This is a genomic window from Ktedonobacter racemifer DSM 44963 (assembly GCF_000178855.1).
Lineage (GTDB): Bacteria > Chloroflexota > Ktedonobacteria > Ktedonobacterales > Ktedonobacteraceae > Ktedonobacter > Ktedonobacter racemifer.
The window spans coordinates 2,010,523-2,024,187 of record NZ_ADVG01000001.1 but is presented as its reverse complement, the minus strand read 5'-3'; the positions used below and the strand labels follow the sequence as shown (position 1 = coordinate 2,024,187).

Sequence of the window (13,665 nt, the reverse complement as noted above, 5' to 3'; positions counted from 1 at the left end):
CTTCCTGGAAGGAACTGAGAGCCAATGGCTTTCCTCTGTTGCCCCTTCCGTAAACAGTTGAAGGGACGAGAGTAAAAGGAAAGGCTCCTTTTCACACCCGTGGTGCCACCCTACTTGTCTTTCGCTTCGAAGCGGCAAAAAGCTACGATGGAGAAGCTTCCTGCCCTACGTCGTTGTAGCGAAGATGAAAGACCACTTTTTCTGGTTCTCTGCTGCGTGGTAACCAGCCACCCAACCTACTTATTCCCTGTAACGGAGCCGCATTACCAGCATGATACAGGCAATTTTCTTCGGTCAGCCGCTCGCGAAGGCGTTCGAGAAGTGCATCTCCGTTCCGAACTTCCACTCTATTTCGGATCGCTGTTGGCCGCTACTCCTGTACTTTTTTCGTTCAGCGCGGGACAGGCTTGTCGTCTTTATTGACAGACTACTAATTTATGATATCAGGCTGGGATATGTAATGTCAATGGAAAACGTGTAAGTAGGGTTTCGTGTTTTGCAAATGTCAGCTTTCGCGCCTGCGGCGCTCAAGAGTAAATGGTTGTGTCTCACGTCACGACCATTTACTCGTAGAGGGCGTAAGCCCCAGCCACCTACTATATGCGAGGTTTGTTAATATATGTCGGATTTCTCGCCGTTGAGGGGGAGGCGAGGGGTGATGAGCGGCATCTCCAGGTGAGTGGAAGGTAACTCCTCTGGTATGCCTGCGAGAATGGAGGGGGTATCATACTGGCCTTCGTTGATTGGCTGATTGAAGAGTGACTCAAAGAGTGGTCCCTCCAGAGTCTCCTCCTTGATCAGGCGCTCACTAATCATGATAAGGCGCGTCTTGTTTTGCTGCAAGATGATTTGAGCCCTGCCAAAGGCCTCGTGGATAATGCGATGAATCTCCTCATCGACCTCGCGTGCCGTTTGCTCGCTATAGTTGCGTTGCTCGCCAAAGTCGCGCCCGAGGAAGACAAGCTCGTCTTTATGTCCAAGCGCCATGGGGCCGATGCGATTACTCATGCCATACTCGGTGACCATGGAGCGGGCGATCTTAGTAACGCGCTCAATATCGTTGGAGGCCCCAGTTGTGACCGCGCCAAAGATAAGGAACTCGGCTACATGACCACCCAGAGCATAGGCCAGCATATCTTCAAACTGGGGCTTGCTCCAGAGATAGCGGTCCTCGGTGGGGAGGAGCATGGTGAAGCCGCCTGCCTGGCCGCGGGCCACAATCGATACTTTATGTACCGGGTCGCAGTTGGGCAGCATACGCGCGACGAGGGCATGCCCAACCTCGTGATAGGCAGTGATTGCTTTCTCGCGTTCGCTAATAATACGGCTCTTGCGTGCCGGACCCGCCACGACGCGGTCAGTGGCCTCCTCTAGCTCGCTCATGCCAACGCTGTGCCTATTGCGGCGCGCAGCCAGGATCGCGGCCTCATTGAGGACATTGGCCAGGTCGGCGCCGGAGAAGCCGGGCGTCTGACGCGCGAGGGTCTCCAGAGAGATGTCGCTCTCCAGGGGCTTCCCTTTGGCGTGAACCTGGAGGATCGCGATACGCCCGCGAATATCGGGGCGATCAAGCACGATCTGGCGGTCGAAGCGTCCAGGGCGCAGGAGCGCGGGATCAAGCACGTCGGGGCGATTGGTCGCGGCAATGACGATCACGTTAGTGTTATTATCAAAGCCGTCCATCTCGACCAGGATCTGGTTGAGCGTCTGCTCGCGCTCATCGTGAGAGCCACCCAGGCCCGCGCCACGCTGGCGACCAACGGCGTCAATCTCATCGACGAAAACAATGCAGGGGCTGTTGCGCTTGGCCTGCTCAAAGAGGTCACGCACGCGGCTGGCGCCGACACCAACAAACATTTCTACAAATTCTGATCCACTAATACTGAAAAAGGGGACGCCTGCTTCTCCTGCGACGGCACGAGAGATGAGCGTTTTGCCTGTACCTGGAGGGCCAACCAGTAAGAGTCCTTTGGGGATGCGTGCGCCAAGGGCGGCGAACTTCTCGGGATATTTGAGGAATTCTACGATTTCTTGAAGCTCTTGCTTGGCCTCCTCCACGCCTGCGACATCGGTAAAGGTGACCGAGGGCTTATTGCCCATAAACATCCTGGCCCGGCTTTTACCAAATGACATGGTCTGGTTATTGCTTCCCTGGGCCTGGCGAATGAGCACAAAAAATAGGACGGCGAGGATCAGGAACGGAATTAGCCCTACCAGGCTCCCCAGCCAGTTCCAGACCTGGCTCGGCGTTTCATAGCGCAGGAGTAAAAGGCGATTGTTGACATAGTCAATGCCATTATCTTTGAGTACGCGAGTGGCATCGAAGCTCTCATTAATACTGGCTGTCTCTCTTGGCGCATCTGGTTGGGTGCCACGAATGAGCGTGAGAGTGTTGCTATCGACGCTCAGCGTATCCGTCTGATTTTTCGCGATGTCTTCTTTGACGTGTTGGAGTATCGTTGAGACATTAACCGTTTTGCTTCCGGTTTGTGGCCGAAGGATGATAAGGCCCAGGAGGGAAATCGCTATAATCGCCAGAAGCCAGAGAATACCCGTTCTGAGCCATCTCCTGTTACTTGGCATTCAGGCGCCTCTCTCTAGTATGTATCGGAAGATAAGCAATCAACGAACTACCTCTCTACTTCTATCGATAAGCAAATGATGTTACCGAATATATAATGATTGTCTCTTGTGTGCTTTATTATAACACACACGGTTATCGATCTCGTGCAGTACATCTTTTATAAAAGCTGTGACTCTGGGTAGTAGTTCTGGCTCGATATACTTTGCCGCTTCTTTTTCGCTTCGGGTGGTCGCCACACGAAAACCGATGCGTCCCGCTAGCGCGTCAATATGGCGCATTTCGCGATCAGGTATTGCCGCTGCTACCTTTCTCATACTCGAACGGGTGCAAACACCCCCGAGCGGTCAGTTGTTCCTGTTTCTTCACCGACAGCCATCGCACGAGAACCTTTGGATCAGCCCTCTCGTTTCGGTCTCACACCGGCTCCACAGGCATTTAACGTCACGGTCGTAGCCACTACCCAGGACGGCCAACGTTGGGCGCTGCTCGTTGGCGAAGCGTTTCCATGGCGAACCAGGCCAGGTTCAAAGCGGCGTTCAAATCCCGGTCGATCACCAGCCCACAGAGCTGGCACCCATAGGTGCGGTGTTTGAGCGGCATGCGTTTCTTGACATGCCCGCAGCACGAACAGCGTTTGGTCGAAGCAAACCAGCGCGAGGCGATGAAGAGATCGCCCCCGGCATTGGCGACCTTGGTCTTCAAGAACTGCAACAGTTGCCCCATCGCTGCATCGGCCACGGCACGCGACAGCTTCCGGTTGGCCATCATCCCCAGGATGTTGAGGTCTTCGATGCCGATGGCCCCACAGGTTCGCGCCAGTTCGGTTGTGAACTTGTGCTGGACATCCCGCCGGATGTTGGCGATCTGCTGATGCTTGCGCGCCACCTTGAGTCGTTGCTTCTCATAGTTCTTACTGAACACGGTTCGCTTGGTTTGAGGGTCTTTCGTCTTCTGTTTCTTTGACAGCTTGCGTTGCAGCTTGCCGAGTTTCTTGAGATGGAGCGCCAATGGCCTTTGGTTCTCAAGCCTGCGTCCATCGCTCACCACAGCAGCTTGCTTCAAGCCCACATCCACCCCCACCACTGGTTCGGGAGCTTTGGGACGCTCCCGTGTGATGTCTACTTGAACGGAGACGTACCAGTGGCCCGCTTCACAGCAGACCGTCGCCCCCAGAATCTTGACGCGTTCGCACACGACGTGCTTGCGCCTGTTGCGCTTCTTTGTGGGAATGGTGGCCGCTCCATTTTCGACGAAGCGCAGCTTTTCTGCCAAATTGACCGTTCCGAGCGTGCGCAGCAGCTTGCCTCGGTCCTTCTTCGTTTGGCGTTGATCGAGGATGAAGCGACCAAGCCCGGGGATCGAGATCCAGTGACTGCCAACAGTGAATTTGTCGTTGGAGAGATAAAACGAGTCGTGCGACTTCCCCTTTTTCTTGTACTGCGGGTAGTTGGCTCTGCCTGCAAAGAAGTTGTCATACGCTTTTTTGAGGTCGTCGAAGGCACCCTCCACCACACATTTCGTGACGTCATAGGTCCATGGGTACTCGTGTGCTCGAATCGCATTGAAGTGCGCCTTCAGCGCAAGGGCAGTGGGTGATTTGAGCACGCGCTGCTCTTCGGGAACGGTTTCCTGCTCAGCTTTGTACGCCTGATACTGCTTCTCCCACTGCTCCCGTCCCCAGTTGTAGATAAATCGCCTCGTGCCACAGGCTCGTTTGAGATACTCCACCTGCTCAGCGGTGGGATGCATCCTGATCTTGTGTGCAGTTTTCATCCTTGAGCACCTTTTCTCACGCTTTGCGGTCGTTCCGCAGGCCATGCCATCTCGATGAAAAACAGTGGAGAACGCTCAGGACATCTTGGACAAGCTCTTGCTCTGGAGAGAGCGTCTCTGCGTTCATCACGACCAATTCCGTGTGGTGGGTCTCGCACAGATGCTTGAGCAGAGCAAAGCCAAAGCGCGCCAGCCGATCCTGGTGAGCAATGAGCACACGCTCCACTTCTCCCGCCACAATGGCATCCACCAGAGCCAGAAACTGTTTGCGCTCAACATCGAGACCCCCACCGATCTCCATCATCCAGTCGTCCACCACCAGCGGCTTGCAGGCCGCGTCGCTCGAAAGCGCTGCCCGTTGGTTCCGCACGTCCGGCCGTTGAGCAGGACTCGACACCCGGCAAGAGGCGATCGTTCGGCGAGCAGCTGGCGGCTTCGGAAGGTTGAGCGCCATGGCCAGATCAGCCTCATCATAGTAGCGACGCCCGGAAAGCGTTCGTTTGGCTTTGAGCTTGCCTTCTCGGTCCCAGCGCCGCACTGTTTTCACGCTGACACCCACCTGCTTGGCAAACTGTGCGACTGAGTACATAGACTCATTCTCACTCACGTTCGCACATGTTGCCAATATCTGGTATGTATCTCCTTTCGTCGCAGGTTGTGGACTGTGTACGATAGGGAGCGCCCTGTGTGAGGCCTATGTCCGGTGTGAGGCCTATGTCCGGTGCCAGGCCGAGGCAAGCACCAGTCCAGTGACCGAGCGAGCGCCAGCGGCGAAGAGCGGACGCGCGCATGCATCCAGGGTTGCACCTGTCGTGCAAACGTCATCAATGATAAGAATTTTACGGTTCGCAACGCCTGGGGTTGCAGCCGTAGAGACATAGAGAAATGCTCCCATCATATTCTGCTGGCGTGACCTGCCTGTAAGGGAGACCTGGGCCTGTGTTGGCCGCTGGCGAATCAGTTCTTCATTTACAGGAACGCCGGTCAATCGGGAGCAGACGCGTGCCAGCAGGAGGGCCTGATTGAAGCCGCGCAGACGCTGGCGTGCCGGATGGAGCGGGACAGGAAGCAAGACATCGGCCTCTAGTTGAAAGCGTTGATACGTCTGGGCCACTGAGACCTCCCCGGCATGAATGCGCGGGGGTTCCTGTTGCTCACCCAACGCTTCCGTTCTCCCCCGAAAGGGAGAGCGGCTCTTGGTGGGGATAGGCAGGACTTTCGAGCCGACGCGCTCTCGCACGGGCAGCTTTGCCAGAAGCCACCACGCCCATGCTTGGGGGCAAGACATGCCCTTCATTCGCACGTTGGTGCAGACCCTCCATCACGGCTCGCAGGCGCGGCTCCGCACCTTCCCAGTCCGACTGGGTGACAGAGGGGATGGTCTGTTGGGGTTCCAGGTGAGAAAGCCGCGAAGGCCGAGTACAGATCGCGTTGTACCGGTCCACAGCCGCAGGGGCAGTGGTGCCAGCGCTGCGATCTGGGCTTCTTGACGTAGGCTCCGCAGGCATGACAATATTGACTCAATTTCGTCTTGAAGGCAGAGACCTCGCTCAGGGTGCCGCCAGTTTTTGCAACTATGCGGGTCAGATGTGCTACAAACATCCCTGGGGCGCGAAGGCCGATGCTTCTCCCATACTGCTTCTGCCATGCCACAAACGACGTTTTTTCGAGGATGATCATGTTGCCAGCCTTCACGATGTCGTGGGCCAGTTTGCCATGCAGACTCTTGCGGTGGGCGGCTAGTTTTCTCTCCGCAGTGGCATGCTGCCTGCGGGTGTGCTTGTACCGCTGACTCTCTTTCCACCACAAGCGCTTCTTGCCAGATTTCTTGACGCGTCCCAACTCATCATAGTGCTCGGGATTGTTGGCACGGCGTTGCCGCTCCATTTGACGCTGGAGGCGTCGTTTCTTGCGAGCATTTGGGGCGAGTTGCTCACAAAAGGTCACGAGCTGGGCGTTTCCCTCACGTGGGACGATGGCGAGCGTCTGGGGGCCGATATCGAGGCCAATGGTCTGGGTGCCACTCTTCTCATGCGTTTTCTTAACGCAGGCGTGCCCCTCGACGATAAGCTGCACATAGTAGCGGTTGCCTGACACGTCGGCTCCCTGAGCCTGTGGAGAGGAGGCTTTGCGACGGACCAGGCGCACATACTTGATCTTGTGGCGCAATCCATGCTGGATCACCGGGTCCAGCCAGTTGATGATGGCAGGGATGACCTGCTGGTTCCAGATGAGAAAGCCACCATCACCTGCGTTGGGGTCAAGCACGAATCGCAGGCCGACATCGTTGCGCTTGCCTTCCACGCTATCGATGCCACGCCCCTTGCTGCGAAAACGCACCCGTTTGGCTTTGCCGACACAGACGCGATTGACGGCTTGATAGGCTCGGGTGGCCAGGGTTTGCGCCATGGCGGCATCAATGTGGTTAGCAAGCCACGAGACGCGGGCCGTCCTGGCGAAGGCATGCAGTTCGTATTCGGAAAAGTGATGTTTTTTGCGCAGCTGAGAGAAGGCCTGGGCTCGTTCTTCTCGCCTGGAGCGAGGGATGGCGCGTGCACGCGCCCAGGCGGGGTCATGCCTCATCTGCTGGAGCCGTGTGTTGCCTTCAGAGAGCAGCGCATTATAGAGACAGCGTGCTGCTTCCAGATGCGCACGCAGCTGTCGTTCACTGCTCCAATCGACCTGGAGGGGCAATTCGATGAGAAATGTCGGCGTCTTGGCTCGCTTCATCTGGGCTGATTGACCTTCCTTTGATGCTATGAGCATATTCTACATCAAAAAAGCGGCATGTCAAGATGAAAAAGGGGAAACGATGAGCAAGAATGAGCATCACAAGCGGCTACCTCCCATCCAAGCCTCCCAAAAAGGAAGAGCGATTCATCCCCCACTTAAAAGACCTGTCTTTTACCCACATTTTACAAACGGAGGTGAAAAGCCAAATGAGCGCCCTCAAGCAGTGCCTGCAAGTGGAGCCAGCCCTTCCAAAGGGTTTCCCAGCCAGGAGGCCCGTCACCTCGACGCGCCAAGTACCCTCCCATGCGCGCAATCTCTGTCCAGAAGGTCTCAACCGTCATGGTGGAAGGCAAGAGACCGACGTGAGCAGCCAGGATCGTGAGCGTTTCTGGCTCGATGACCTCATGGGCCGGGCTTTCTGGCGCTTGACGGGAGAGATCACGCACTTGCAACAAACGCACGGCGAGAGGAGAGAGCATTCCCAGCAAGCGGATCAGGCGCTCGGCGCTTTGGACTTGCCGCTCTTCGATACGACATCCCGTTTTGAGGCAATGGTGATAGTCCTCCACCCGCCAGCGAGCGCGATACCACTCGACCCGTTGCCAGGCTTGCTCACAAGTTGTCCCGACCAGAGAGGTCAACAGAATCCATTCGAGCAGCTCTTCGCCTTTTGGAGCCCCTTCTTCCCACACCCGAATGACCCAGACAGGCAAGGGAGGAAGTTTGTTGAGACGGCTATCATTGCGCGGTGGCAGCAGTTCAAGAGAGGTCCACGACAGATACAACGTGGTAGAACGAGCCTGGTGCCCATGCCGAGCGGGAAGATCAAACGGACGCACGTCCGAACTTGGCTGCGAACGGACCTGCTCAAAGAGATACCCGAGCGTTCCCTCCTGGGTTTGAACACGCCGATCTTGCGTCGCACGCACAACAAAGTGCGTATCGATGCTTCGGCAAACGTGCAGGAACTCAAAGATATCGGCTCCACGATCTGCTACCTGCACCCGCACACTCGATGCGGGAGAGGGTCCAATGTGCTGGACACATTGGTGCCAGATATCGGTTTCTTTCTCGCGCCTGCACCGCTGCGCTCGAGTTTCGCCTTTGGGTGCAGGAATGCGAATGAAGGGACATTGATAGGCACACCCCAGCACCGCCCGGCTGTCCGGTTCAACGGCCAGGACGGTTTGCAGGTACATCCCACGCCCATTCCCATTGCCGATTTCTCCCAAGCCGCTCATCTTGCGCCGATGGCTCAAATCCAGGTCCGTCGTATCCTGTACCAGCAACACAAGTGGCAAGGTATCCATGCGCAGGCGTGTCTGTTGCCAATGGGGTTGCATCAGCGCATCAAAGGTGACATTGGGTTCATCAAGCAGTCGATACACGGCTTTTGCATCTTTCCAGGTCTGCGCCTGGGCTGGCAGCGAGGCTGCGGGCTCCTCGGCCATGTGAGCCGCTGTCGTCACGGCCCGCCTCGTGCGGCGCATGTCTTTCAGTTGCGTCTGTCCAAAGGTAGCTTCTGCCCATTGCTCTGGGTCCAGAATCTCTTGCGTTTTCATCTCTCCATTCTATACGATTGTAAATTGTGGGTAAAAGACAGGGATAAATCACAGGGGCTTTCTCGCTCGGTTTTCTGTAAGGTACCCAGGCGCTCTGCCAGGCGTGTCTCTCCATCATATTTCAGCGTTTTGATGCAGGCGCGCAGTGGATCAGCATAGGGGCCAAATGCGTAAATGTCATGCATATGTCCCCGAGGTGGATAGAGCAGGCAGGCGTTTGGTCCACCTCGCTGTGTGCAGAGGGGGCAGGGAGGATGCGTTGGTAATGCCTGGGCCTGGAGTCGGGCCTGGCAGCGTGGGCAGAGAACATGTCCACGCCGCTGGCAGGAGGCGCAACGCGGAGGAAAGAGCACATCCAGCCCCTCTCGCCCAAGCGTCTTCAACGTCGCTAGCAGGGGGGAAGCATATGAAAAGGGCGCAGGCATAGTATTCCACCTCCAACATCCAATACCATCATCTTTTTTAATCAAAACGCCTTTTTAGACTCTCTTTTATTACAGCACTATGTATTAGACGAAGAATGAGCTCAGTTTTCGCTGATCGCTATGGTAAAAGAGGAATGCCGTCTATGCTCTAAGGAGGAATCACGTGAGGTACGCTGTGACGTATCGTCTCACTCATCCAGCCTACTTTCCTACGACCTCGATGGCGCAGATCGAGGCGCATACGCATGCCGAATTAGAGCGTAAACTTGCCAAAATCGTTTCTAAGTGGAAGGGACTGGGGTATAAGATTCGTGTGACGGGCGTGCGGCAGGAGGAGCGGACACTTGAGTAGACACATCGATGGTGTGGTGCAGTAGTAGCCGCTACTTGCGTACGCAAGTAGCGGCTACTACTGCACCACACCACTTATTTAGTCCTCGACCATCTGCTCTTCCGCCGTTTTGCGCATGGTAGGGAAGAGAATAACGTCGCGAATGGACTCCTGGTCTGCCATGAACATGGCGAGGCGGTCAACGCCGATGCCGACGCCGCCCGTGGGAGGCATGCCGATCTCAAGCGCCTCCAGGAAGTCTTCGTCCAGCACCTGGGCCTCCTCGTCGCCCTGGCTCTTCTGCTTCATTTGATCTTCAAAGCGCGCGCGCTGATCCAGGGGATCATTGAGCTCTGTGAAGGAGTTGCCAGTCTCCAGGCCGCCGATGAATGGCTGGAAGCGTTCTACCAGGCCGCTATGGGTGCGGTGGCGTTTGGTGAGCGGCGAGACATCCAGCGGATAGTCAATCAAGAAGATGGCCTGTTGTAGTTCTGGAATGCCCTTACGGAGCATCTCGCCTTTCAGATCATCGATGAGGCGACCCCTGCCCAGTTTGGGATCCACGATATAGCCTTTGGCGTGCATCTCGGCGGCCAGGCTCTCGCGATCAGGTAAGGCATTGATGTCGATGCCTGTGTATTTGTGGATGGCCTCTAGTAGGGGAATGCGTGGCCAGGGGGGCGTCAGGTCGATCTCGGTTCCCTGGTAGGTGACGCGGGTTGTGCCCTTTACCTCTTGCGCGATGTAGGCGATCATCTCCTCTACCAGTTTCATCATATCGTTGTAGTCCGCGTAGGCCTGGTAGCACTCCATCATGGTGAATTCGGGGTTATGGCTGCGATCAATACCCTCATTGCGGAAGTTGCGCCCGATCTCATAGACGCGCTCAAAGCCACCTACGATCAGGCGTTTGAGGTAGAGTTCAATCGCGATACGCAGGTAGAGGTCGCGGTCAAGCGTGTTGTGATGCGTGATAAATGGGCGAGCCGTGGCGCCACCATAGAGGGGCTGTAAGATTGGCGTCTCAAACTCTAGGTAGCCCTGGCCCTCCAGGAAGCGGCGCATGGCGCTGATCACCCGGCTACGGGTCTCGAAGACTGTTTTGACTTCCTCGCCATTGGCGATGAGATCGAGATAGCGTTTGCGCTGGCGAAGCTCTTTGTCTTCAAGCCCATGATATTTCTCTGGCAAAGGCTGCAAGCCCTTGCCAATGACGCGCCAGCCTTTCACATGGAGGGTGCGCTCTCCGGTGCGCGTCACAAAGAGGAAGCCTCGTGCTTCGATAAAATCGCCCAGGTCGAGCAGTTTAAGAACGCGATAGCTCTCCTCACCCAGGTCATTAATGCGGAAGTAGACCTGGAGCGCGCCGGTGCCGTCCTCAATCTTGGCGAAGGCGGCTTTCCCCATTTCGCGTAGGAGGCGCACGCGACCGACAATGGCGAAATCTCCCTCGGGTCCGGCGTATTCATCAAAGTGGGTGAGCACATTCTCAATGGTATGGGTACGCTCTACGCTATTGGGATAGGGGTCGATGCCCTGCTCCCGCAGGGCATTGAGGCGTTGGATGCGTATCTCCCTTTCTTCTGGCATGCTGTTCTTCTTTCCCTTCAACATAATTTTCCAGCGTGTATCGGTGGCATGCTTTCTCCACACAGCCCATTATAACGCTCATAGGCGGTCATGTGAGGATGAGGTCGATGTGTGGAGTGAGGCATGAATAGCTCGAGGTGCTAAGTCCCGAGTATTGTAACATTGTTTGCTGCCACTGAACAGTGGCAGCAGAAAAACGGCGTTTTCTAAATCTCATTTGACGTTTGCCCTGGCTCGCTGCGCCATCCTTCGAGTAGTGTGTGCGCGTGAAAAACGGCAAAGCCGTTTTTCACGCGCACACACTACCCTGAGCGCCGCAGGCGCGAAGAGTTTCCTGAGAATGGGAAAACCATAAAAAATCCCTTGATGGCTCGTATGGAAACGTTGTACGAGCCATCAAGGGATGAGCAATTGTTTTTAGGGGATCACCGGGGCTGATCTGGGTTTATTAATCGTATGATGGTTGGGGTGGCGCGTGAAGCTTTATTCAATGCGCGAAATCGTGTACTCTTTGACCCCGCCTGGCGTTGAGACGATGACATGATCGCCGGCCTTGTGCCCGAGCAATGCTCTTCCGACGGGCGACTCGTTAGAAATACGCCCGGCACTGGGACTGGCTTCAAAGGCGCCGACGATGGTATAGCAGTAATCGCGTCCTTCACTCGATCTCAGATGGACGATTGAGCCGAGGGAGACTTCATCGGTGCGTGCATTGTTGATGAGCTTGGCCCTGGTGACCAGGTGTTCTAGCTCCAGGATGCGTGATTCCAGCAGCGCCTGCTCTTTTTTGGCATCATCATAAGCCGCATTGTCAATGACATCGCCAGATTCCTTGGCATCGTGAAGGTACTGTGCAACCTTTGCACGGCCCTCGGTGCGCAAATTGTCCAGCTGGCTCAAGGCACGCTGTAGACCATCATTTGTGAGGAATACGTCCTGTGTCTCCATCTTTTTTTTCCCCTCATGTCTACGGTTAAGGAACTCCCTTAACCAGGTATCAGCACTCATCTGGAAGTGTATATCCTACATCTCCCCAGCTAATGCTGACAAGTTCACCCGAATGACTGCGAAGCAACAGAGCTCCCCCGTCATCCACGTCCTCAGCAACGCCGCTGAGGGTACGATCTCCCTGGCGTACCGTTATGGTACGTCCCAGGGTTGACAACTGGCTACGCCAGGTCTCGCGTAGCAGTTGAGCCATAGACAGTTGAGAGCCCACGGTATCTCTCTCCTCTTGAAGGGGGAGATAGTAGCGCTCAATAGCGTGAAGCATGGCCGCAATGAGCCGTTCTCGGCTCACCGGGTAACCACATGCCTCTTCCAGTGTGGTCGCTCGCGCAACTGTCTTGCCGGCTGGCTGCTCGCTCTCCTGAGCGTTTTGAACGGAGCTTGCGCTCTGTTCACGATGGACATCTATCAGGTGTGCAATGGGATCGATGTGACCCTTCACATTGACACCTATCCCGATGACGGCAACCAGGTGACCAGATTGATCATGGCTGGTCTCGATGAGAATGCCAGCAACTTTTTGGTCGCCAATCAGAACATCGTTTGGCCATTTGATGGTAGCTTGTATGTTGCAGGTAGCCTGAATCGCTTCAACCAGCGCCAGGGGGGCCAGCATCATGAGCAAGTAGGGTGGAAAGTGCGGGCGGAGTATGGTAGAGGAGAGAATATTACATCCCTCGACATCTACCCAGCTACGACCGAGGCGACCTCTGCCAGCAGTTTGTTGTTCCGTGAGAACTACTGTGCCTTCTGCTATCCCTTCACGGGCAAATTGCATTGCCCTTGTATTGGTTGAATCAATAACGGGTATATAGATTATGTGATCGCCTTTGCCGAAGTTGTGAGTCTCTAACAGCCCTTGCAGTGCCTCGAGATTGAGGCGATCAAAAACGGCGTGTGCTTGTTGTCTTTCCAAAGTTTCCGCGTCCGCTTCTCTCTATCTACCTATCTACCTTTGTGTTGACATAACCTTGTGGGTTATTCGACAAGCCCGCTTCTATCGACTGAGCTGTTCCATGTCTCTTGACGAGACGGGCCGGGGTAACAACTATAGGGTGTCATCCTACAATGCGAGGGTCTGAGATCCCCCTACCTTCAAATGAAGGTAAACCAGGCGCGACACGAAGGTGCCTCTGCGCTAGCAGGAGATGGGGCAGGTAGGTAGAAATGTCGTTCATTCCTGCCAGTGGTTGCTCACAACCCATTTCTCATATACGCTCGAAAAAAGAGGAATGCTCATTGGCGATGCCTCTTTCCCTGGGAGGGGGTGTGGACCGTGAACGGTCATATAGCCAGTCGATTTGCTAGTGAATTACACCCACCACCCTTCAATGGAAGGTATTGTACCAGAGGATTTTAAGCGCTGTCAAGATTTTTCTGAAAACTCACTCATAACGAGGATGAGCTTGATTGGCTGAGTCGGCATGAGAAGTACGTTTAGTAGCGGCATCCTGATGTGAATTTTTCGTGAATTCAACCGGGCTTTTCTTTACAAGATTTTAACTTACTACTTCTCCGAAAGCCTGAGCGCGCTTGTCCCCGAATGGGGAAGCGCTAGTCACCCCCATTCGGGGGCAGGCACGAGTGACGTTGGGTTTCGGAATAAGATCTTGAGCGGATGAGTATAGTAGGTGCTGTGGTATGCTGAGAAGGAATGGC

General features: G+C 55.3%; 10 protein-coding genes and 1 pseudogene. 1 reads left to right on the top strand and 10 read right to left on the bottom strand.

Annotated elements, in window-relative coordinates; translation table 11 throughout:
• Positions 1–612 precede the first annotated feature (612 nt).
• The 7 genes and pseudogenes from ftsH to KRAC_RS08820 all read right to left on the bottom strand — a co-directional run bounded on the left by ftsH (position 613) and on the right by KRAC_RS08820 (position 9,077).
• Positions 613–2,583, bottom strand: a complete 1,971-nt coding sequence (gene ftsH / locus KRAC_RS08850; protein ID WP_007906187.1) for an ATP-dependent zinc metalloprotease FtsH — start codon at positions 2,581–2,583, stop codon at positions 613–615.
• Positions 2,584–3,040: 457 nt separating this feature from the next.
• Positions 3,041–4,357 carry an RNA-guided endonuclease InsQ/TnpB family protein gene (locus KRAC_RS08845; protein ID WP_007906182.1) on the bottom strand — a complete coding sequence of 439 codons (1,317 nt, stop codon included), beginning with the start codon at positions 4,355–4,357 and terminating at the stop codon, positions 3,041–3,043.
• A 16-nt stretch (positions 4,358–4,373) separates the two neighbouring features.
• A complete protein-coding gene (locus tag KRAC_RS08840; RefSeq protein ID WP_007906180.1) occupies positions 4,374–4,946 on the bottom strand; it encodes an IS607 family transposase in 573 nt (190 codons plus the stop codon).
• Between the two features lie 123 nt (positions 4,947–5,069).
• Positions 5,070–5,597: a ComF family protein gene (locus KRAC_RS08835; RefSeq protein ID WP_420795784.1), complete on the bottom strand. Its 528-nt coding sequence runs from the start codon at positions 5,595–5,597 to the stop codon at positions 5,070–5,072.
• Positions 5,512–7,087 (bottom strand): annotated as a pseudogene (locus KRAC_RS61120) (nuclease/transposase family protein). The gene KRAC_RS08835 and the pseudogene KRAC_RS61120 overlap by 86 nt, the downstream one beginning before the upstream one ends.
• A 185-nt stretch (positions 7,088–7,272) precedes the next feature.
• Positions 7,273–8,652 (bottom strand): IS4 family transposase, encoded by a 1,380-nt coding sequence (locus KRAC_RS08825; protein ID WP_007906177.1) that lies wholly within the window; start codon positions 8,650–8,652, stop codon positions 7,273–7,275.
• The gene (locus KRAC_RS08820; protein WP_007906176.1) at positions 8,649–9,077 is read right to left on the bottom strand and encodes a ComF family protein; all 429 of its coding nucleotides are present in this window, start codon (positions 9,075–9,077) and stop codon (positions 8,649–8,651) included. The genes KRAC_RS08825 and KRAC_RS08820 overlap by 4 nt, the downstream gene beginning before the upstream one ends.
• 163 nt (positions 9,078–9,240) lie before the next feature.
• Here KRAC_RS08820 and KRAC_RS08815 point away from each other — a divergent pair, with 163 nt between their 5' ends.
• Entirely contained in the window at positions 9,241–9,429 is a 189-nt protein-coding gene (locus tag KRAC_RS08815) for a hypothetical protein (protein ID WP_007906175.1), read from the top strand.
• Positions 9,430–9,507: 78 nt separating this feature from the next.
• Here the strand turns inward: KRAC_RS08815 and lysS are convergent, their stop codons facing one another.
• From lysS to KRAC_RS08800, 3 genes are all read right to left on the bottom strand, one after another.
• On the bottom strand, positions 9,508–10,998 hold the full coding sequence (gene lysS / locus KRAC_RS08810; protein WP_040442182.1) for a lysine--tRNA ligase: 1,491 nt from the start codon (positions 10,996–10,998) through the stop codon (positions 9,508–9,510).
• A 483-nt stretch (positions 10,999–11,481) separates the two neighbouring features.
• Positions 11,482–11,946: a GreA/GreB family elongation factor gene (locus tag KRAC_RS08805; protein ID WP_007906173.1), complete on the bottom strand. Its 465-nt coding sequence runs from the start codon at positions 11,944–11,946 to the stop codon at positions 11,482–11,484.
• Positions 11,947–11,995: 49 nt separating this feature from the next.
• Positions 11,996–12,922, bottom strand: coding sequence for a biotin--[acetyl-CoA-carboxylase] ligase (locus KRAC_RS08800; RefSeq protein WP_007906171.1), 927 nt, complete (start codon positions 12,920–12,922; stop codon positions 11,996–11,998).
• Positions 12,923–13,665 lie beyond the last annotated feature (743 nt).